Annotated in this window: 18 protein-coding genes and 1 riboswitch; of the genes, 6 read left to right on the forward strand and 12 right to left on the reverse strand. The window is 72.2% G+C overall.

Features of this window, described 5'->3' with window-relative positions:
* Positions 1-105 precede the first annotated feature (105 nt).
* Positions 106-777, reverse strand: a complete 672-nt coding sequence (locus tag SCMU_RS03375; protein ID WP_229231598.1) for a hypothetical protein — start codon at positions 775-777, stop codon at positions 106-108.
* Between the two features lie 192 nt (positions 778-969).
* Between SCMU_RS03375 and SCMU_RS03380 the strand changes: the two genes are divergently transcribed.
* A complete protein-coding gene (locus SCMU_RS03380) occupies positions 970-1,344 on the forward strand; it encodes a glyoxalase superfamily protein (RefSeq protein WP_229231599.1) in 375 nt (124 codons plus the stop codon).
* A gap of 35 nt (positions 1,345-1,379) precedes the next feature.
* Here the strand turns inward: SCMU_RS03380 and SCMU_RS21120 are convergent, their stop codons facing one another.
* The 6 genes from SCMU_RS21120 to SCMU_RS03415 all read right to left on the reverse strand — a co-directional run bounded on the left by SCMU_RS21120 (position 1,380) and on the right by SCMU_RS03415 (position 11,079).
* Positions 1,380-3,563 carry an ATP-dependent DNA ligase gene (locus tag SCMU_RS21120; protein WP_443020207.1) on the reverse strand — a complete coding sequence of 728 codons (2,184 nt, stop codon included), beginning with the start codon at positions 3,561-3,563 and terminating at the stop codon, positions 1,380-1,382.
* A gap of 113 nt (positions 3,564-3,676) precedes the next feature.
* Positions 3,677-4,888: an RNA polymerase sigma factor gene (locus SCMU_RS03395; RefSeq protein ID WP_229231600.1), complete on the reverse strand. Its 1,212-nt coding sequence runs from the start codon at positions 4,886-4,888 to the stop codon at positions 3,677-3,679.
* 4 nt (positions 4,889-4,892) lie between these two features.
* Entirely contained in the window at positions 4,893-5,279 is a 387-nt protein-coding gene (locus SCMU_RS03400; protein WP_229231601.1) for a YciI family protein, read from the reverse strand.
* Between the two features lie 118 nt (positions 5,280-5,397).
* Positions 5,398-7,470, reverse strand: coding sequence for an ArnT family glycosyltransferase (locus SCMU_RS03405; protein WP_229231602.1), 2,073 nt, complete (start codon positions 7,468-7,470; stop codon positions 5,398-5,400).
* On the reverse strand, positions 7,467-9,641 hold the full coding sequence (locus SCMU_RS03410; RefSeq protein ID WP_229231603.1) for a glycosyltransferase family 39 protein: 2,175 nt from the start codon (positions 9,639-9,641) through the stop codon (positions 7,467-7,469). Before SCMU_RS03410 ends, SCMU_RS03405 begins: the two co-directional genes overlap by 4 nt.
* A gap of 76 nt (positions 9,642-9,717) precedes the next feature.
* Positions 9,718-11,079 (reverse strand): bifunctional glycosyltransferase family 2/GtrA family protein, encoded by a 1,362-nt coding sequence (locus tag SCMU_RS03415; protein WP_229231604.1) that lies wholly within the window; start codon positions 11,077-11,079, stop codon positions 9,718-9,720.
* A gap of 331 nt (positions 11,080-11,410) precedes the next feature.
* On the opposite strand from SCMU_RS03415, the gene SCMU_RS03420 reads away from it, so the two are divergent.
* A complete protein-coding gene (locus SCMU_RS03420) occupies positions 11,411-12,304 on the forward strand; it encodes a DMT family transporter (protein ID WP_229231606.1) in 894 nt (297 codons plus the stop codon).
* 158 nt (positions 12,305-12,462) lie between these two features.
* Here the strand turns inward: SCMU_RS03420 and SCMU_RS03425 are convergent, their stop codons facing one another.
* On the reverse strand, positions 12,463-14,013 hold the full coding sequence (locus tag SCMU_RS03425) for a sensor histidine kinase (protein WP_371829649.1): 1,551 nt from the start codon (positions 14,011-14,013) through the stop codon (positions 12,463-12,465).
* A 25-nt stretch (positions 14,014-14,038) separates the two neighbouring features.
* Entirely contained in the window at positions 14,039-14,779 is a 741-nt protein-coding gene (locus SCMU_RS03430; RefSeq protein ID WP_229231608.1) for a response regulator transcription factor, read from the reverse strand.
* Positions 14,780-14,946: 167 nt separating this feature from the next.
* Here SCMU_RS03430 and SCMU_RS03435 point away from each other — a divergent pair, with 167 nt between their 5' ends.
* Both SCMU_RS03435 and SCMU_RS03440 read left to right on the forward strand, forming a co-directional pair.
* The gene (locus tag SCMU_RS03435; protein ID WP_229231609.1) at positions 14,947-15,876 is read left to right on the forward strand and encodes a hypothetical protein; all 930 of its coding nucleotides are present in this window, start codon (positions 14,947-14,949) and stop codon (positions 15,874-15,876) included.
* Positions 15,877-15,950: 74 nt separating this feature from the next.
* Complete coding sequence (locus SCMU_RS03440; RefSeq protein WP_229231610.1) at positions 15,951-16,346, forward strand: DUF1304 domain-containing protein; 396 nt, start codon at positions 15,951-15,953, stop codon at positions 16,344-16,346.
* 162 nt (positions 16,347-16,508) lie between these two features.
* Here SCMU_RS03440 and SCMU_RS03445 read toward each other — a convergent pair whose 3' ends face one another.
* Positions 16,509-17,243 (reverse strand): aggregation-promoting factor C-terminal-like domain-containing protein, encoded by a 735-nt coding sequence (locus SCMU_RS03445; protein WP_229231611.1) that lies wholly within the window; start codon positions 17,241-17,243, stop codon positions 16,509-16,511.
* A 60-nt stretch (positions 17,244-17,303) separates the two neighbouring features.
* Positions 17,304-17,498, reverse strand: a riboswitch (cyclic di-AMP (ydaO/yuaA leader).
* Positions 17,499-18,114: 616 nt separating this feature from the next.
* Here SCMU_RS03445 and SCMU_RS03450 point away from each other — a divergent pair.
* Positions 18,115-18,951 (forward strand): winged helix-turn-helix domain-containing protein, encoded by an 837-nt coding sequence (locus tag SCMU_RS03450; protein WP_229231612.1) that lies wholly within the window; start codon positions 18,115-18,117, stop codon positions 18,949-18,951.
* A gap of 72 nt (positions 18,952-19,023) precedes the next feature.
* A complete protein-coding gene (locus SCMU_RS03455) occupies positions 19,024-19,557 on the forward strand; it encodes a SixA phosphatase family protein (RefSeq protein WP_229231614.1) in 534 nt (177 codons plus the stop codon).
* On the opposite strand, the gene SCMU_RS03460 is transcribed toward SCMU_RS03455, so the two are convergent.
* Positions 19,523-20,140 carry a hypothetical protein gene (locus tag SCMU_RS03460; protein WP_229231615.1) on the reverse strand — a complete coding sequence of 206 codons (618 nt, stop codon included), beginning with the start codon at positions 20,138-20,140 and terminating at the stop codon, positions 19,523-19,525. The two genes, SCMU_RS03455 and SCMU_RS03460, sit on opposite strands and share 35 nt — an antisense overlap.
* A 92-nt stretch (positions 20,141-20,232) precedes the next feature.
* Positions 20,233-20,850, reverse strand: coding sequence for a TetR/AcrR family transcriptional regulator (locus tag SCMU_RS03465; RefSeq protein ID WP_229231616.1), 618 nt, complete (start codon positions 20,848-20,850; stop codon positions 20,233-20,235).
* Positions 20,851-20,852 lie beyond the last annotated feature (2 nt).

Raw genomic sequence — 20,852 nt, forward strand, 5'->3', positions numbered from 1 at the left:
CGCCACAGCGGCCCGGGGACGGTCCGGGACGCGCGCCGTGGTGGTGTGGCCCGGGGGTCCCGCGCTCGCGGGACCCCCGGGCACGGTGAGCCAGCCTACCCGACGCTACGGGCGGACAGCCTTCGTCACCTCGGACGGCACGGACGGCGCGGCCGTCGGCAGGGCCGGAACCGAGGACGGGGCGGTGGGGGCCGACGAAAGGGCATTCTGGCCCGGGACAGCGGGCAGCGACGGCAGGCTCGGAGCGGCCGGCACGGCGTCCAGTGCCGAATCGGCCCCTGCGGAGCCCTGGGCGGAAGCCGATGCGCCGCGGGCCTGGCAGAATGCCGCGACGTTGGCCTCGCCGTTCGCGGCCAGCGCGAGGGACTTGAAGCCGGCGGACGCGGCGTCGAGGGCGCCCTGGGCGTTCGCGTGGCACAGGCCGGGGATGTCGATGTCCGCGGCGCCGGAGGCCGAGGTGCCCGGCGTGGCCTGCGGGACGGCGCCCCGGGCGCCGTCCCGTGCGTCCGAAGCGGCCTTCGTAGCGGCGTCCGTGGCCGAGGCGGCGTCCTTGGCCGCCTCGCCCTTGGCGTGCTGTGCGGCCGCCGTAGCGGCGTCCTGGGCATCCTGCACGGGCTTCGGCGCTGGGGCCCCGATGACCCGGTGGGCCACCTGCTGGGCATCGGTGGGCAGCGAGCCCGTGTAGGCGGCGGTGCCGAAACCACCGACGGTCAGGGCGCCGAGGGCGGCGGCGCTCACCGCGATCTTGCTCGAGGCGAGGGCAGCGAGGACAGACATGGAAGCTCCTGGAGGATCGGGATCGGATGGACAGGCCGCTCAGCGGCGACCTACACACCCTGAACCGATCCGGTTCCGGGAAAGGTCACTCCTCCCAGAGAAAAACTTTCGGACGGGCGCTGCGGACCGGAACTGTCCGCAGCCCGTCCGCGGGAGGTTCCGCCCGCCGTCGTGCGCCCGTAGCGTGGGGTCATGGACTGGAAACTGGAACTCGCCTTCATCCCCGTCAGCGACGTCGACCGCTCGATCGACTTCTACGTGAACAAGGTGGGCTTCCACCTCGACTACGACCAGCGCGTCAACGAGAACCTGCGGTTCGTCCAGATCACCCCGCCCGGCTCGGCGTGCTCGATTGCGTTCGGTGAGGGCCTCGCGCCCGTCCCGCCGGGCACGTCGGCGCTCCAGATTGTCGTGGCGGACATCCACAAGGCGCACGACGAGCTCGCGTCCCGCGGCGTCGAGGTGAGCGACGTCGAGGTCCTCGATTGGGGACACTTCGTCAGCTTCGCCGATCCGGACGGCAACCGCTGGGCCATCCAGTACCTCCCGAACCGGCCCAACGGGTAGTCCCGCAGCCGGGGAACCGGCTGCCGGCGCGAGGGCTACGCGGGCCTCTCCCCGGCCAGGACCGAGGAGAGGTCGTAGCTGACCGGTTCCTCGAGCTGGTCATAGGTGCACGACGACGGCTGGCGGTCCTCGCGCCACCGGACCCATTGCGCGGTGTGCCGGAATCGGTCGCCTTCCATGTGGTCGTAGCGCACCTCGACGACGCGCTCCGGCCGAAGCGGCACGAAGGAGAGATCCTTGTTCGCGTTCCAGCGGGAGTGGGCCGCGGCCGTCGGCGTGCGGGGGATCGACTGGTCACGGTTGTCCGGTGTCACGTCGGCGGGCTGCGCCCAGGCCCACGGGTGCCCGTCGAACGTCGTGACGAGCGGCTGCAGCTCCGCGAAGAGCTCGCGGCGGCGGGCCATCGGGAACGCACCGATGACCCCCACGGAGTGGAGCAGGCCTTCTCCGTCATAGAGGCCGAGCAGCAGGGACCCGATGGCGTCGGGTTCGTCCTTGTACAGGCGGTACCCCGCGAGCACGCAGTCCGCGGTCCGCTCGTGCTTGAGCTTGGCCATGACCCGCTTGTCCTCGGCGTAGGGCTCGCCGAGCGGCTTCGCGATGACGCCGTCCAAGCCAGCGCCCTCGAACGTGCTGAACCACTCGAGGGCGACGGCGGGGTCCCCGGTCGCCTGCGTCAGGTAGACCGGCGGTGCGGCGTCCTTGAGCGCCTCCTCGAGGGCCGCGCGCCGTTCCCGGAAGGGACGCTCGACGTAGTTGACCTGTCCGAGCGCGAGCAGGTCGAAGGCGACGAAGCTCGCCGGGGTGGCCGCGGCGAGCTTCGCGATCCGCGAGGCCGCCGGGTGGATGCGCTGCTGGAGGGCGTCGAAGTTGAGCCGGTCGCCGGATTCGGGATCGATGAGGATGATCTCGCCGTCGATGACCGAGTGGTCGGGAAGGTTGGCCACGAAGGCCTCGACGAGTTCCGGGAAATAGCGGGTCATGGGAAGTGAGTTGCGGGACCCGATCTCGACCCGGTCGCCGGACCGCCACACGATCGAGCGGAAGCCGTCCCACTTGGGCTCGTACAGGTAGTCGCCCTCGGGCAGCTTCTTGAGGGGCTTTGCGAGCATCGGTCCGTACGGCGGCGCGATGGCCGTGCCCCACTCGGCGTCCCGCTCGGCCTTCGGGGCCATGTACTCCGCGTCGGCCCTGTCGGCCTTGCGCTTGCTCGGCGGGACCCGCGGCGGTTCGCCGGGCATCTTGGGGTAGTCGGGCGGGAAGTTGAGCTCGCCGAGCCCGCGCTCGAGGTCCTTCTCCCACAGGGCGAGCGCGCCGCCCACATCTCCAGCCGTGCCGTCGATGTCCGACCACGGGCAGTCCCGCGAGGCCAAGAGCGCGGGGACCGTGCGGACGGTGAGGTCGCGCGGGTCGGCCTCGGCCAGCTCGTCCCAGGTCAGCGGGGTCGAGACGGGCGCGTGGGGCAGGGGCCGAGGGGAGTAGGCGGCGGCGATCGTGCGGTCTCGGTTGGCCTGGTTGAAGTCCACGAAAACCCGCTCGCCGCGCTCCTCCTTCCACCAGGACGTCGTGACCAGGTCCGGCATACGGCGCTCGAGCTCGCGTGCGATCCCGATGACGCCGTGCCGCACGGCCTGGAACTCGTGCGTGGGCCGGATGCGCGCGTAGACGTGGACGCCGCGGTTGCCGGACGTCTTCGCATAGGCCATGAGCCCGGCCTCCGCCATGACCTCCCTCAGGGCCTGGGCCGCGACGACGGCGTCGCCGAACGCCCGGCCGGGCTGGGGGTCCAAGTCGATGCGCAGCTCGTCCGGGTTGTCCAGATTGGCCGTGCGAACCGGCCACGGGTGGAACGTGATGGTCCCCATCTGGGCCGCCCACGCGAGCGCGGCGGCCTCGTCGAACACGAGCTGGTCGTGGCGCCGATGTGACGGGTACGTGCACGTCACCGTCCGGAGATAGGGGGGCGCACCCCGCGGCGGCCGCTTCGAGAAGAACTCCTCCCCGTCGATCCCCTCCGGGAAACGCTGCAGCGTCATGGGCCGGTCGCCGTTGAGGCGCAGGAACGGCGTGGCCACCGAGATCAGATAGTGGGCCAGATCGCGCTTCGTGAGGGGGCCCTGCCCCTCGACGCCCGGCCACAGCACCTTGTCGGGGCTGCTCAGCTTGACCTCCCGCGCGCCGTCGGGGCCGTCCACGTGCAGGATCTCGGAATCCGCCATGCGCCCAACGGTAGCCGCCAGAGACGTCGTTGCGGCAGGGCCGCGCCCACGGCGGGAGGTTCCGCGCGGCGTCGTGCGCCGGCTCGGCGGTCGGTGAGCGGGACCGGCCCCGCTCACCCGGCGCCCGGCGGCAGCTCCGCCGCGACGCGGTGAAGGTACCGCTGCTCCGGGATGCTGCGGGTGAGCTGCGCGGCCCTCTCGAAGGCGGCACGGGCCCCGTCGGCGTCGCCGAGGCGAGCCAGCAGGTGGCCTCGCACGGCGTGCACGCGGTGGTTGCGCTCGTCGTCGACGGCTCTGAGCACCATGAGCCCCGCCTCCAGGCCCTCGGCCTCCGCTGTGGCGGCGGCCACCCCGATGGTGGTGGCCGCGGACGGCGCCACGGCCTCGAGCATCCGGTAGAGCTCGAGGATCTGGGGCCAGTCGGTATCGCCCGCCGTCGCGGCCTCGGCGTGGACGGCCGCGATCGCCGCCTGCAGCTGGAACTCGCCCACGTAGCCGCGCGGGAGGGCCTCCTCGAGCAGGCTGACTCCCTCGAGGATCAGGTTCCTGTCCCACAGGGCGCGATCCTGGTCCGCGAGCGGGACCAGGTCGCCGCGCCCGTCTACCCGGGCTGCGGCCCGCGCGTGGGTGAGGACGAGGAGCGCGAGCAGGCCTGCGTTCTCCGGGTCGCTGGGGGCCTGGGCGAACAGCTCGCGGGCCAGGGCGATCGCCTCCGCTGCGAACGGGGCGCTCATCGCTTCGGCCCCCGCGCTGCGCAGGTGCCCCTCGGTGAAGAGCAGCGAGACCGCGTGGCGGACGGCGAGGAGCCGGCCGGGGAGGTCTTCGGGCCGCGGCGGCGCGAACCGTGCTCCGGACCTCGCGAGAGCGGTCTTCGCACGGCTGATCCGCTGTGCCATGGTCGCCTCGGGCACGAGGAACCCGGCGGCGATCTGGGCGGTTGTCAGGCCCGCGACGGCCCTGAGGGTGAGCGCCACCTGCGAGGACCGGGAGAGGGCGGGATGGCAGCACAGGACCATGAGCTGCAGGGCGTCGTCGGGCTGCGCGGGCAGGGGATCCTCGGCCCAGGCGCCCCGGGCCGCCGCGTCCTCACGGGCCCGGCGCGCGCCCTCGCTCCTGAGCCCGTCCACGAGCCGCCGCGACGCGACCCGCAGGAGCCATGCCCGCGGCTGTTCAGGCACCCCGTCGCGGGGCCACTGCTCGGCCGCCGCGATGAGGGCCAGCTGGGCCGCGTCCTCGCAGTCCGCGAAGCGCCCGTAGCGGCGGGTGAGCGCGGCGAGGACGTGCGGCAGTTCGGTCCGCCACACGTCCTCGAGGCCGGGCATCATGCGCTCAGTCCGCGCCGACGGACATCACCGGGCGCAGCTCGACGGATTCCCCGGGCCCGCTGAACGCCCGGGCGATCTCCTCCGCGCGGTCCTGGCCTTCGACGTCGATGAGGAAGAAGCCGGCAAGGTGCTCCTTCCCCTCGGCGTAAGGCCCGTCGGTCACCACGCGGTCGCCGCCCCGCCAGCGGAACAGCCGCGAGCTGCCGGGATGCCCGAGCGCCTCAGCGTGCACGAACTCGCCGCGCTCCATCATCTCGGCAAGCGCGTCGTCGAACGCCTTGCCCAGACGCGAGCGCTCCTCCTCCGGGAGCTGCTGGTGCTCGGGCACGAAGTCCGAGGTCGGGTGGCCCCACGGCTGCGGGTTCGAATGGATCAGGATGACGTACTTCATGGTGCTCCTCGTCTCTGCCGTCGGATCGGGCACGTGTCCGTGCCTCGACGGTACGTCGGAGCGGGCGCGACATTCTCGACATCCCCGTGGGGAATTCTCAGACATCGCCCGGCAGGCCTCACCCCAGCTCGTAGACGGCGGCCCCGCCGATGGTCTGGGCGGTGAAGTTCGCCTCGACCCACGCCGCGATCTGGCGGGCCGCGTCGGAGCCGGAATTGCCCTGCATGAGGTTCGCGGCGATGAACCAGTGCACCCTGTGCTGGGCGACGAGCTCCTGGAACTGCGCGAGCGTGGGGGAGGGGTCGGTCCCGTTGAATCCGCCGAGGGCCATGACCGGGAGCCCGGACGCGAGCTGGTATCCGGCAGCGTTGTTGGAGCCCACCACGGCCGCGGCCCACGTGTAGGCGGCGGAGTCGGTCTCGAGGGCGGCGACGAGGTCGGACGACGGCGTGGCCGCGCCCAGGAGCCCGCCGGCACCTCCGCGGCCCCCCGCACCGCCGAAGCCGCCTTGGCCCGGGCCCTGCTGGCCGAACCCGCCGGCCGCGGGGCCGGTGTTGCCCTGGCCGAGCTGGCCCTGGATGAACTGCCGCTGGCCGCCGAACCCACCGCGGCCGGGGCCGAACCCGGAGGACGGGCCTGCGGTGACGATCGCGCCGGTGTGTGACGTCGAGACCGTCTGGAGCGTGAACGCGAAGGGCCCGGCGAGGGCCGCGACGAGGGCGAGTGCCGCCGTCGTGCGTGCGGGCGGTCCGGCCCAGCTCGGGGCGAGGCGCGTGCGGAACCCGCTGGCCAGAACGCCGAGGCCGGCCAGGACGGAGGCCGCCACCACGGCCCACCCCAGCCACGGCACGAAGCCCGAGGCGCGGCCGAGCAGCACCGCGCCCGTGATGCCGGCGGCGAGGACGGCCGCCGCGAGGGCCACGGCCTCGAACGCCGCGTGGCGGCGATGCCACAGGATGCCGCCGCCGATCCCGGCGAGCGCGGCGATGCCCGGGGCCAGCGCCACCGTGTAGTACTCGTGGATGATGCCTGCCATGAGGCTGAACGTCAGGCCCGTGACGAGGATCCACGCGCCCCACGCGATGACGGATGCACGGACCGCGTCGGTGCGCGGTGCACGGCGGCCCACCCAGAGGATCGCCGCACCGACGATCAGCGCGGAGGGCAGCAGCCACGCGATCTGCCCGCCGAACGAGTCGGAGAACAGGCGCGAGAGCCCGGGCTGTCCCCAGCCGTTGCCGCCGCCCACGGAGCCGACCTCGGTGCCGTCGAGCCGGCCGAGCCCGTTGTAGCCGAACGTGAGCTCGAGGATCGAGTTGGTCTGCGAGCCGCCGATGAACGGCCGTGCGCTCGCCGGCGTGAGCTCCACCGCGAGGATCCACCATCCGGCCGCGACGACCATCGCGCCGAGCGCGGCCGCGAGGTGCGCGAGCCGCCGCGTGAGCCGGTGCGGTGCGGCCCACAGGTACGCGAGCGCGAAGCCCGGCACCACGAGCAGCACCTGCAGCTGCTTGGTCAGGAAGCCGAACCCGAGCAGCACGCCAGCGGCGACGAGCCACCGCGCCTTCCCGTCCTGGATGGACCGGACGGTTGCGTACCCGGCCGCGGTCATGAGCAGCACGAGGAGCGCGTCCGGGTTGTTGAACCGGAACATGAGCGCGGCGACGGGGGTCAGCGCGAGCACGACGGCGGCGACGAGCCCCGCGCCGTGCGCGGTCGCATCGCTGCCGGTCGCCGGGCGGACGGCCCGACGGACCGCCAGGTAGAGGATCCAGGCTGTGCCCACGCCCATGAGCACCTCGGGGACGAGGATGGACCACGAGTTGAGCCCGAACGCCTTCACGGAGAGGTCGACGATCCACAGCGAGGCCGGCGGCTTGTCCACCGTGATGGAGTTCCCAGCGTCGGAGGACCCGAAGAAGAACGCCTCCCAGTTCTGGCTGCCGGCCTGCGCGGCGGCCGAGTAGAAGGCATTGGCCCAGCCGTTGGCTGCCAGGTTCCAGAGGTACAGCGCTCCGATGGCCACGAGCACGGCGGCGAGCTCCGCCCGCCGCCGGACGGTACCGGCTGCACTTGCGGCACGTGACCTCCGGGAGGTGACTCCCAGACGGCGGGGGGATGACGCCGTCTGGGCCTCCAGCGTGGTCGAGCCGAGTTCAGCGGAGTCGAAGCCCAGGGTGCCTGCCATCATCCCACCAGCTTGTAGACGGTGGTGGAGCCGACGGTCTGCGCCTGGAAGTTGGCCTCCACCCACTGGGTGATCGCCGAGGTGTCGCTTCGGCCCTGGCCACCGAAGCCGCCACCCATGCCGCCGCCCGCGATGTAGTAGGTGACTTGGCCGTTGGCGACCATGGCCTTGAACTCGTCGAGGCTCGGGTACGGGTCGCTGCCGGTGAAGCCGCCCATCGCGATCACGTTGGTGTTGGACGCGAGCTCGAGGGATGCGGCCGAATTGGAGCCGTTCGTGGCCGCGGACCACTTCGTGGTGGTGGCCTGCAGGAGCGCGACCAGCTCGGGCGACGCCGCGGCGCCACCACCCGGGCCGCCCTGGCCGCCGCCGAAGCCCTGGGCCTGGCCGGTCTGTCCGCCGGCCTGCGCGCCGCCGTCAGCCTGGGCGCCGGTGCGGTCCCTGAACTGCGTGAACGCTGCGCCTCGGGCGCCGAACCCGCCTGAACCCGATGGGCCGGACGTGGGGATTGCGCCGCTGTGGCCCACGGACGCGGTGGCGATGGTGAACGCCGTCGTGCCCAGGCCGCCCGCGAGGACTGCGGTCACGGCCAGGGCGACGGCCCCGAGATGGAACCGGCCGGCCTGCAGGCGAGGGGCACGCAGCATGTCGACCCGGACGAGGAGCCCGGCGGCCGCGAGGACCCCGAGGACCACGATGACCACGCGCAGCCACGGCAGCCAGTTGGCGTAGCCGCCGAGCAGCACGGCGGTCCACACGCTCGTGCCGAGCACCGCCACTGCGAGCACGATCCGCGAGGGCCAGTATGCCCGGCCGCGCCACAGCTCGGCCGCGCCGATCCCCACCACCCCGGCGATGCCCGGTGCGAGCGCGATCGCGTAGTACGGGTGCACGGTCCCGGTCATGAAGCTGAACACTGCGGCGGTGAGCACGGTCCAGCCGCCCCAGATGATGAGGGAGGCCCGCACGCGGTCCGTCCGCACCGCACCGCGGGTGAACCATAGCCCGGCCACGAGCAGGATGAGCGCCGCGGGCAGGAGCCAGGAGATCTCGGTGCCGAAGCTCGAGCCGAACATGCGCGTCAGACCGGCGGATCCGCCGAACATCGAGTTGCCCCCGCTGCCGGGGCCGCCGCCCGCGAGGGTGCCGCCCGGGAATCCGCCGGCGGCGGCACCGGCGTCAGCGAATCCGCCGCCGGCGGCAGCTCCGGCGTCGGCCGCCCGGTCGCGTACCGCGCCGCCGAACCCGCCGCGGTTGCCGAAGATGCGCGAGAGCCCGTTGTACCCGAACGTGAGCTCGAGGAAGCTGTTGGTCTGCGAGCCCGCCATGTAGGGGCGGACGCTCGTGGGGGTGAGAGTGAACGCGAGGATGTACGCGCCGGAGACGGCAACGAGGCCGCCGAGCGCGCCGAGCAGGTGCACGATGCGCCGGCGCAGCGTGGTGGGTGCGGCCCACAGGTAGGCCAGCGCCAATGCGGGGACGACGATGAGCCCGGCGAGCATCTTGGTCAGGAACGCGAGCCCCAGGAGCGCGCCCGCGCCGGCGAGCCACCTCCAGCCCGCCTTCTCGATCGCCCGGACCGTCATGTAGGCGGCGAGGACGAGGCAGAGCGTGAGCATCGCGTCCGGGTTGTTGAATCGGAACATGAGCGCCGCGACCGGGGTGGCCGCGAGTGCGCCACCCGCGATGAGTCCCGCCGCCGGACCGCTCACGCGCTTCACCGCGGCGTACAGCAGCGCCACGGATGCGACGCCCATGAGTGCCTCGGGCAGGAGCATCGTGAACGAGCTGAAGCCGAAGAGGCGGCCCAGCAGGCCGGGGATCCAGAAGGCTGCGGGGGGCTTGTCCACGGTGATCGCGTTGCCGGCGTCGAGCGAGCCGAAGAACCACGCGGTCCAGTTCTTGCTGCCAGCCTGGATGGCGGCGGCGTAGAACTCGTTCGCCCAGCCCGAGTTGGTCAGGTTCCACAGGTACAGGAACCCGGACGCGACGACGAGGGAGAACGCGGACGGGCGCACCCACCGCGGCTGGTCCTCGCCGAACGCGAGGCGGCGCCATCCGAGTTTGCCGCTGCCCCAGGTGAGCGCACGACGCCGGGAGGTGGCCGACGTCGTGCGCTCACCTCGGGCGGGGGAAGGCGCGGTGCCCGTGTCGGGGGTGAGGGAGGTCGTCATGGTCGAAGCCCTTCTGGGGGTCACGTTCTGGGAGTCAGCTTCTGGGAGTCAGCTTCTGGGGGTCACGTCAGACGGGTCACGCCCGCCGGCGGAACACCCAGTGCCGGAAGAGCAGGAACTTGACGGCGGTCGCGGCCAGGTTCGCGACGATGAGCACGGCGAGCTCGAGCCACCTGGCCGGGTCGGCGAGCGTGTGCATCCATGCGAGCGCGCCCGCCGTGAGCGCCCACCCGATCCCGAAGACCAGGAGCCCCTCGACGTGGTGCCGGCCGAGCCGTTCCGCGCCGAGCACCCCGAACGTGAAGCGCCGGTTCGCGGCGGTGTTCGCCACGGCCGTGATGAGGAGCGCCACGAAGTTCGCGGCCTGGGCGTCCATGAACTCGCGGCCCAGGAGGAACAGCGCCGCGTACGCGAGGGTCGAGGCGACACCGATCGCGCCGAACCGCGCGAGCTGGCCGAACAGGCTCTGGCGCCGGCCGGCCTCGGCCGTGCGCTCGCGGGCGGGCAGCGGCCCGCGAGCGAGCGCCGCGCGCAGCTCGGCGAGGGGGATCCGGCCGCGGGCCATGTCCTGCGTCAGCCGGTACATCCCGCGGAGATCATCGAGGGCCGTGCGCAGGACGTCGACCTTCGAGTCCGGATCGTCGGTCCAGTCCACCGGGACCTCGTGGCAGCGCAGGCCGCAGCGCTCGGCCAGGACGAGCAGCTCGGTGTCGAAGAACCACGCCGTGTCCAGCGTGTGGGGCAGGAGCTGCTGGGCCACGTCCGCGCGGATCGCCTTGAAGCCGCACTGCGCGTCGGAGAACCCGGCCCCCATGAGGGAGTGCAGGAGGAAGTTGTAGGAGCGGGAGACGAACTCCCGTTTCGGCCCGCGGATCACCCGGGACGTCCGGGCCAGCCGGGTGCCGATCGCGAGGTCCGAATGCCCCGAGAGGAGCGGGGCCACGAGGGGGCCGAGCGCGGCCAGATCCGTGGAGAGGTCCACGTCCATGTACGCCAGGACCGGCGCGTCGGAGGCGAGCCATACCCTGCGCAGCGCGTTGCCGCGGCCCTTCTGCTCGAGGTGCACGGCGCGGATCTCGGGAAGCTCCCTCGCGAGCCGCTCGGCCACCCGCAGGGTCGTGTCCGTCGAGGCATTGTCCGCGATCGTGATGCGGAAGCCATGCTCGAACGCGCGCGACAGATGCGCATGGAGGCGGCGGACGCACTCCTCGAGGTCCTTCTCCTCGTTGTACACCGGGATGGTGACGTCCAGGACTGGGATCCCTGCGGCGTCGAGCGCGGCCGTGTCGATCGCGGTGCCCGGTCGGAGGAGCGGGTGGCTGTGGGCCGCCTGGTCTGCGGGACGCACGACGTCGCCGCCCGCCAGCGCGGTCGGCTCGCCTGCACCGGTGGCTGGGGCACCGGAGGTGTCCGTGAGGGTGGGATCCGTGAGCGTCATGTAATGACTCTCGCGGGATAGCTTTGGACGGTCCTTGCGCGCGGCTGTGGCGCGGCTGTGAGGGTGGGCGGGGTGTGCGGCACGAGCGAGGTGCCGTCGTCGAGCCGGAGGCGGTCATGGGTCGGCCAGGCCCCGAGGACCCGACCCCGGCATCGGGGGCCCGATCTCGTGCTCACACGCCCGCATTTCGGCGGGCAAGGCCCCCACCTCGGCGGGCAAGGCCCCCATTTCGGCGGGAGGATTCGGCATGGCACGAATCGTTCTCCAGCGTCGGAGGGCGGGCATAGAGTGGCCCCGTGATGCACACCATTGCCGTGCGGGTGATCCCCGCATGAGCCGCCGCGCCTGGATCCTCTTCGTGGCCATGAGCCTCATCTGGGGCGTGCCGTACCTGCTCATCAGCCAGGCGGTCGCCGAGGTGAGCCCCGCCGTGGTGGTGTTCGCGCGGACGGCGATCGGCGCCGTCGTGCTTCTGCCGTTCGCACGGCGCGGGATGCGCGCGGTGTGGGAGCACCGCTGGCCCGTGCTCGCGTTCGCGCTGCTGGAGATGGTGGGGCCGTGGTTCCTGCTCAGCGACGCCGAGCGGTTCATCACGAGCTCGCTCGCCGGGCTCCTCATCGCGTTCGCGCCGGTGCTCGCGCTCGTGGTGGCGCGGATCATCGGGCTCGAGAAGCGGATCGGCCCGCTACGGATCGGGGGACTAGTGGTGGCTGTTGCCGGCGTCGCGGCCCTCGGCGGAGGCGGCATGGAGGCGTCCGGTCCCTGGCCGGTGATCGAGATGATGCTCGTGGCCGTCGGCTACGCGGTGGCGCCCCAGATCGCCGCGACGAAGCTGCGGGATGTGCCCGCACTGCCCATGACCGCCGCGTGCCTGACCATCGCGGCACTCATCTCCGCGCCGTTCGCCGCGATGTCCTGGCCCACCCGGGTCCCGTCGGGGCTCGCGATCGGATCGCTCGCACTGCTGGGGCTCCTGTGCACGGCGGTCGCGTTCCTGCTCTTCTTCCGCCTCATCGCGGACGCCGGCCCCGCGCGCGCGACGGCGATCGCGTACGTCAACCCCGTGGTGGCCCTCGCGCTCGGGGTGAGCCTGCACGGCGACCCGCTCACGCCGCTCATCGGGCTGGGGGCAGTGCTCGTGCTGGCGGGCGTCTTCATGGCCACCCGGCGCAGCGTCCACGAGGCGGAGCCGGCACCGACCGGTCAGCCCGCGTCGATGACCTAGCTGGGCCGGCGCGAGCCGCGCGCCGAGGCTGGGGGAAACCGCCACAGCAGGCCGTGACCGGCACAGGAGGCCGTGACCGGCACAGCAGGCCGGCGCCACGGCCTGCCATGCCGGGCAGGGCCTGCCGCCAGCGAGCGGTCAGTGCGCCCGCATCCGCCCTAAGCGGCCGGGGCCGGAGCGGGTGCCGGGGCCGGTGCCGGCGTGGCCGGCAGGTACACCGCGAACTCGGTCCGCCCGGGCCGGGACGTGAGGTCGATCGTGCCGCCGTGGGCTTTTACGATCGCGTCCACGATCGAGAGCCCCAGCCCCGTGGACCCCTCGCCGCCGGCCGTGCGCGCCTTGTCCGCGCGCGTGAACCGCGAGAAGACCGTGCGCTGCAGGTCGGCGGGGATGCCCGGGCCGTCGTCCGTCACGGTGAGCACGGCCTCTCCCCGGGCCGAGCGCCCAGCGGACGCCGTCACGGTGGTCCCCGCGGGGGTGTGCTTGCGCGCGTTGCTGAGCAGGTTCACGAGCACCTGGTGCAGCTTCGCGCCGTCGGCCGTGATCTCGAGCGGCTCCTCGGGGATCTCGAGCCGCCAGACGTGGTCCGGAGCGATGACCTTCTGGTCCGTCACGGTCTCCACGACCAGCTGCGTGAGGTCCACGGGCCCGCGCTTGAGCGGCTGGCCCTCGTCGAGCCGGGCGAGCGTCAGGAGGTCCTCGACGAGCCGTGACATCCGCAGGGACTGCGTCTCCACCCGCCCGAGCGACTCCGCGCCCTGGTCCGTCAGCGGCTCCGTGAGCCGCAGCATGTCCGTGTATCCGCGGATCGCGGTCAGCGGCGTGCGCAGCTCGTGCGAGGCGTCCGCGACGAACTGCCGCACCTTCATCTCGGACGCCTGCCGCGCCTCGAGCGCGCCGGCGACGTTGTCCAGCATCCGGTTGAGCGCGTTGCCCACCTGGCCCACCTCGGTGCCGGGGTTCGCGGCCGACGCCGGCACCCGCACCGCGAGGGCGACCTCGCCGGCGTCGAGCGGCAGCTGCGCAACCTGACCCGCCACGCGCGAGAGCTGGTCGAGCGGCTTCATGGTGCGCCGGATGATCATCGTGCCAAGCAGCCCCACGAGCACGAGCCCCCCGAGCGAGACGATGACCGTGGTGAGCACGAGGGAGCCGAGCGTGGCCTCGGTGGCGGCCATGGGGAGCCCCGTGACCACGACGTCCCCGTACTCGGTCTGCACGGCGACCAGGCGGTAGGTCCCGACACTCAGCTTGCGGTCCACGGGTGTGAGCTCGTCGGCGCCTGGCCTCCCGGTTCCCGACGCGCCGGCCGAGACAGGCACGGAAGCCAGCTGCGCGGCGTCGGACGCGGTGGGGGAGGCGACCTTCCCGTCCGAGGTGATGAGGCTGCTCGTCACGAGCACGCTGTTGCTGATCCGCGCATTGAGCGTCCCCGCTCCCTGGCCGGGGGCCTCGATCGGGTTGCGCCGCGGGGTGCCCGAGGTCGGGGTGCTGAACTCGGCCGCGCGGTGGCTCGCCTGGGCGAGCTGGCTGTCGAGCTGCTGGGTGAGGACGCGGTCCATGCTCGCGTAGAGGACCGTCCCGACCACGGTGCAGATGCCCACCAGGAGGAGCGTCGTCACGGCGACGAGCTTGGTGCGGAGGTGCCACGTGTCCGGGTGGAGCCAGCTGCGCCCGGTGCGCGGCTCCGCGCCCGAGAGCTTACTCATGGTCATGCTTCCTTCAACTGTTGCGTCACGCGTCTGCAGGTTTGATGACATACCCGGCACCTCGGACGGTGTGGATCATGGGGGCACGGTCCACGTCGATCTTCTTGCGGAGGTAGGAGATGTAGAGCTCGACGATGTTCGCCTGCCCGCCGAAATCGTATTGCCAGACGCGGTCGAGGATCTGGGACTTGCTGACCACGCGCTTGGGGTTCTCCATGAGGTAGCGCAGGAGCTCGAACTGGGTCGCGGTGAGCTGGATGTCCTCGCCGCCGCGGGTCACCTCCCGCGTGTCCGTGTTCAGGACGAGGTCGCCGACCACGAGCTCGGCGTCGTCCTGCGCCGCCACGCCCGAGCGCTGCACGAGCCGGTGGAGTCGGAGCATGACCTCCTCCATGCTGAACGGCTTGGTGACGTAGTCGTCACCGCCGGCCGCGAGGCCGGTGATGCGGTCCTCGACCGCGTCCTTCGCGGTGAGGAACAGCGCGGGGACCTCCGGGAGGAACTGGCGGATGCGCGTGAGCGCCTCGACGCCGTCGAACCCAGGCATCATGACGTCCAGCACGAGCACGTCCGGCCGAAATTCCCTCGCGGCCTTGACGGCGGATGGCCCGTCAGCCGCGACCTGCACGCTCCAGCCTGTCATCCTCAGGCCCATGCTCATGAGCTCGGACAGGCTCGGCTCGTCGTCCACCACGAGGGCGCGGATCGGCGTGCCGTCCGGGTGGGTGAGGGCCGGCAGGTTGTTGGTGGAGAAGGGGCTTGCCATGGTTCCAGCCTCCCTGTGAGAAGTAGCCCGAGCCTGAGCGGACGCTGTGAGCGGCCTGTGGACGCCAGCGTACGCCCGTCACAGTCGGCGCAGGAGGGCGGCACAGCGTCGCCACAGGATCCACGCGAACGCTGGAGTCAGAACTTCTCTCATCCCAGGAGGATCCGATGGCCCACCACGAGCCGCCCCTTTCCCCGCAGCCCGGCGAGTCCGGCCAGACAGTCCCCCAGCCGACGGTTGCCGCGACGGTGCCCGCCGCACCCGCCGAGCCGGGGACGCACGACGCCGCGCAGCACCCGGGCAGTCAGCCCGCCCAGGGGTGGGGCGCACCTCAGCAGGAGGGTCAGCCCGCGCAGGGCTGGGGCGCACCTCAGCAGCAGGCCCTCCCCGAGCAGCTCTATCCCCAGCAGCCCGGCCAGTACCGGCAGCCGAACGGGGGCCAGCAGCCCGGCGGCTGGGGCGCGCCCCCTCCGGTGTACCAGGGCCAGCGATCCGCGGGGGCCCGGTGGCGCGGACTGAGTACCACGCAGAAGGGCCTCGCAGCGGGCGCCGTCGCCGTCGTGATCGCCGGCGGTGCGGGCGCGGCGGTATGGGCTGCCACGTCGGCGAACTCAGCGAACTCGGCGAACTCGGCCAACTCGGTGAACGGCTTCACCGGGGCGAACGGCCGCGGCGGCCAGGCCGGCCAGAACGGCACCAACGGCCAGGGCTTCGGCGCCCAGGGCGGTACCCGGGGCCAGGGCTTCGGCGCCGGTGGACTGGGCGTCGGCATGATGGGCGAGGTGCTGCACGGCGAGTTCGTCGTCGTGCGGGACAACGCGACCGTGACGATGGTGGAGCAGACCGGTACGGTGACGGCGGCCGCGGGGCAGTCGGTCACGGTGAAGAGCACTGACGGGTTCGAGCAGACCTACGCGCTCTCGTCCTCGACCCAGTACGCTGCGCGCGGCGCACGGGGCCAGGGCGGCACCGGCGGCACCCAGCAGTCCGCTACCCTCGCGCAGGGCCAGACCGTCACGGTCTCCGCGCTCAAGGACGGTCTTGCGGCGCAGACCATCCTGATCCAGGGAACCAGCAGCGGGTCCAGCACCAACTGACCCGTAAGAAGTGGCCCATGCAGGGTCCCCGCGTGGCACCGGCCGGGCTGAGGCGGTGAGCATAGGCTGACGCCATGCTCATCGCCTCAGCCGTCCTCGCCGCGCTGGCCGGCGCGCTGCACGTGTACATCTTCGTGCTCGAGTCCTTCCGGTGGACCCGGCCTTCGACGATGCGCACGTTCGGCCTGCGCAGCCGGGAGGAGGCGGAGACCACCCGGCTCCTCGCCTTCAACCAGGGCTTCTACAACCTGTTCCTTGCGCTCGGCGCGCTCGTGGGCGCCAGCCTGCTGCTGTGGGGGCCGGCGTTCCACCAGGCCGCCCGCGCCCTCCTCGTCGGGGCGTGCGGCTCGATGCTCGCCGCGTCGATCGTCCTGCTGCTCAGCGACCGCACCAGGCTCCGCGCGTCCGCTGTCCAGGGCGCGCTCCCGCTCCTCGCGCTGCTCGCCCTGGCCATCGCCGGGCGCGGCTGATGCGCCGGGCCGGCCCCACGCCCGCACGACGGCGCCGACCGCCTCGAGCGTGGGGCGAGCGGCGCCGTCGTGCGTCACCCCTTCCGCAACACGCCATCAGGACATGCTGCAGAGATCAGGTCTCTGCGGCATGTCCTGATGCGGCGTTGGGCGAGGCGGCTCTCAGTACCAGTTGTGGGCGAGGTGCCACGCGAGGGCGGCGGCGGGGGAGCCGTAGCGGTCCTTGATGTAGCCGAGGCCCCACTCGATCTGGGTCTTGTAGCTGGTCTGCCAGTCTGCGCCGGAAGTGGCCATCTTGCCGGCCGGGAGGGACTGCGCGATGCCGTAGGCGCCGCTCGAGGCGTTCGTGGCCGTGGTGGTCCAGTCGGACTCCTTGTTCCACAGCGTGATGAGCGCGCTCATCTGGTCCTGGCCCCAGCCGAACGCGGCGAGGCGGCTCGCGGCGTAGGCCTGGGCGCCGGCCGGGTCGTTGACGGCCTGCGGCGGGGCGGCTGCGGCCTTCTGGGCGGCGGCCTGGTCTGCCGCGGCCTTGTCGGCGGCGGCCTTCTGGGCGGCGGCCTGGTCTGCCGTCGCCTTGTCGGCAGCCGCCTTGTCCGCGGCGGCCTTGTCCGTCGCGACCTGCTCGGCGGCCGCGATCCGGGCGTCCGCGGCGGCGGAGGCGAGCACGGACTTCTCCGACGGGTCCGCGGAGACGGAGACCGCGGAGTTGGACGGCGTCACAGCCGAGGTGCGTGCCAGGTCCGTCGCGTTGGCAGTGGCTGCCGCCCCGCCGCCGGCGACGGCGAGGAGCCCGAGCGAGAGCGCGACGACGGCGCTGCGGTGGCCGAAGCGGTCACCGCCGGACTTGAGTCCGGCCTTTGCTGCCACGCGGGCCAGGGCAGACGGGTTGGTGGACACGGAGCGACGGCGGCCATGAGGGCGTGCGGCATCGCGGGCAGGGGTCTTGCTCAAAGCGGTAGGGCCTCTCGTTGGCGCCTGCGAAGTTAGCTGTCGGGTTCGGATGAGAGTCATCCGGCCGGCCTCGCGGCCTGGGCTTCACCCCGAGGCTTGCACCACACGCTCGTGACGAGCGGGCGCAGCCGCTGGTGGGTCCTCCGTCTCTGCCTTGCATTTCCTCCCAGACGCGTCGGCAGAGCTCGGCGGACAAGGCCCAGGGGTTGCCCACCGTGGGGAGGGCACCCGACCACCCTACGGGAAGATCTCGGCATTGTCACATTTGGATAACGGCGGATTTGGAGGATTCCCCCGCGTGACTAGCGCAGTGGAGCGGGAGATGTCCAATCGCCTTACGCCCGCCTGACGGGCCCTGTCGAGTCACGTTCGGATGCTGAGACGTCTGTCACGGGGCGTCCGCTGGGACGGTCGGGGCGATCTCGTCGAATATCCTTCGGAAGAAGGACTCCCTGAGACCCCAAGATCTGAAAATATGCGTTCACATCGTGACTCTGCCGAATCGTGATGCTCGTCACAATCACCACCGTCTGTCTCACATCCTGAGACTGATGGCACATTGTTACTTGCCTGTAGCCATTGTTACGGGACACACTCGGTGTGTGAACAAAGACTCAGCAGCACCTGCAGCCGCAGAACGACTCGCCGGCACACCCGCCGGGCGGTCTATGTACTGCTGTCGAATGTCGAGCTAACTGCACCACCCCAGCATTCAGCGCACGTCTTTTCGCCGCCCAGCGTCGGGCACTATCCGTCACGCGGGCGTCTCAGCTCCGCATTCGAAGCCGTCACGGCTAGTTCTCTCGAGGTTCCCTTCATGTCTGTTGCATCCGGCTACGTCCACATCTCCGTCCGCAATGCCCAGAAGGCCCAGCAGGCTGGGCACCGCCAGCCGTTCGGCTCGCGCTTCGGCGCCCAGCCCGAGGCCTACCAGTCTGGCGCCCCCACGGCGCTGCATCCCGCCCAGCCGTTCCGCCCCGTCGAGGACCACAGCCCGCTGACGGCTCCGACCCCGGTGATCCAGCCCGGCGCCGAGGCAGTGCGTGCCGTGCCCGCCGACAACGTGGCCCACGGCTTCGTGGTCTACGTGGGCCTGTCCGAGCAGCAGGCCGCCGCTGCTGGCACGTCGATCGCCCGCATCGCCCAGGAGATCCGGGCCCACGCGCAGAACCTCGTGGAGGGCATCGAGAGCTACGCCGCCGTCGCCGTCGCCCCCGCGGACGCCCCCGGCTCGTCGCTGGATGTGGTGCGCTCGACGTTCGGCGACCCCACCGTGGCCAGCCGCCAGCAGCGCCCCGAACCGCGCCCCGCGGCAGTGGCTGACTCTCGCCCGTCCGGCGTGCTCATCGACCTCGCCCGGCGCGAGGTCCACCTCGACGGCGAGACGCTCAACCTGACGTTCAAGGAGTTCGAGCTCCTGAACTACCTCGTCGAGAACGGCACGCGCACGGTGAGCCGCGACGAGCTGCTCGAGAGCCTCTGGAAGAACGCCGAGGAGATCCCGAACGAGCGCACCATTGACGTGCACATCCGCCGCCTGCGCTCCAAGCTCGGCCGCCTCGCCAACACCGTCCGCACGGTCCGCGGCCAGGGCTACCGCTTCTACGAGCACCCCGAGGTCATCGTCTGGGCCGCGCCGGAGTACTCCATCTAGGACGGCGCTCGCGCCGCCGGCGTGCGGGAGGCCGCAGCCCCGCGGAGCCCCGGGTCCCCGTAGGCTAGGGACGTGAGCAAGCATCACCTCAAGCACCTCATCGTCCTGCGCCACTCGAAGGCGGCATGGCCCGAGGGGGTCGCGGATGCGGACCGGCCCCTCGCCGAGCGGGGCCACGCGGACGCCCCGGAAGCGGGGAAGTGGCTTGTCAAGCACGGGTTCATCCCGGACTTCATCCTCTGCTCGACTGCCCTGCGGACCCGCCAGACCACCACGTGGGTGTGCGAGGCGCTCGGCGACAAGGCCCCCACGCCCAAGCTCGAGTCCGGCCTGTACGCCGCGAGCGCGTCGCGGATGCTCGCCGTGGTGAATCACGTGCCCGAGTCGGTGCGCTCCCTGCTGATCGTCTCGCACATGCCCGGTGTGCAGGACCTTGCGCTGCGGCTCGCCTCCCGCGATTCCGATCAGGACGCGTACATGGACGCCGCGACCCACTTCCCGACCACCGGCCTCGCGGTCCTCGAGACCGAGACGCCGTGGGCCGAGCTCGACGGGCAGGACGCCCGCCTCGTCAGCTTCGCCGTGCCCCGCGCGAAGAAGCGCTGACCCCCAGCCGGGCTCCCACGGGCACCCGCCGCACGGTGATCTGGGCGTACCGCGCCGCCGGGACCGGCTTCCTTGCCGGGCCTGGCTTCCTCGCCGTGCCCGGCTTCTTCGGCACGGACGACGGCGCCCGGCGGGGGCGGACCACAGTCGAGCCGGCGGTGGGGCGGCGGCGGGGAGGAGTCCGTCGGGGCTGCGGCCACGCCGCGCCGACGAGCAGCACGGCCAACGTGAAGCCCGTGGCAGCCACGGCGCCGAAGAAGTACGGATCGGCGTCCTGGCTGGAGACCGTCGTGACGGAGTTCGGATCCTGGTCCCACGCGAGGCCCAGCATCCTCAGGAATGCGAGCGCCGCGCCGATCGCGAGCGCGGAGCTCACGCATGCGATGGCCGCAACGACGTAGCGGGACATGCCCAGGACGGCGTACAGGGCGCATGCCACGAAGCCCCCTGCAGCGATGAGGGCGAGGGTCGCCGTCCCGCCGTCGAGCGTCGCGGCCGCGACCACGCTCAGGACGGCGGCCGCGCCAGCGGCCCAGAGCGTCGCCTGGGCGCTTCGACGCAGGGGGAGAAAACGGGAGGCCATACCCCCAGTGTGACAGGAGTTTCTCCAGTTATCAGTGTTACTGGAGTGACTCATGGGATGGCGTGTCCCGGGTGTGCCCGGGTGCGTCGAGCTCAGCCGGAGAACGCCCCCGCTGCGAGCCCGACGATCGCCTCGACCGCCGGGCCCAGCGGCTTGGCCGGGGCCGACGAGACCCGATCCATCCCCACGACGAACGAGGCTCCGAACAGGGCCGTCGCGAGCACGTCGAGGTCCTGCCCGGGACGGAGCGGCGACTCCTCGGCAACGCGCGCGAGGGCAGCGCGGATCACCCCGAGCACGTCCGCCCGCATGGCGGCGAGCACGGGCTGCCACGTGCCGTCGGGGCGCCACTGCTCGCCCATCCACAGCCGCACGAACGAGGGGTAGGCCTCGATGAAGCGCAGCGCGCTCGCCACCATCTCGCGGACCCGGGCGAGCGGCGAGCCGAGCGCGTCCGGTGCGGCGCCGGCGTCGTGCGCCGCGGCCAGATCCGCGGGGCCGAGGGCTTCCATGAGCAGCGCCATGCCGTGCCGGAGGAGCTGCGCGACGAGCTCGTTCTTGCTGCCGAAGTTGTAGTAGACGGTTCCCTTCGCCACGCCGGCGGCCGCGGCGATCTCGTCCACGGTCACGGCCGCCGCGCCGCGCTGGCCGATCAGCCCCATCGCGGCGACGAAGAGCTTCTGGCGGGTCGCCTCTGTCCGGGTGCTCATGG

Source organism: Sinomonas cyclohexanicum (assembly GCF_020886775.1).
In the GTDB taxonomy this organism is placed as follows: Bacteria; Actinomycetota; Actinomycetes; order Actinomycetales; family Micrococcaceae; genus Sinomonas; species Sinomonas cyclohexanicum.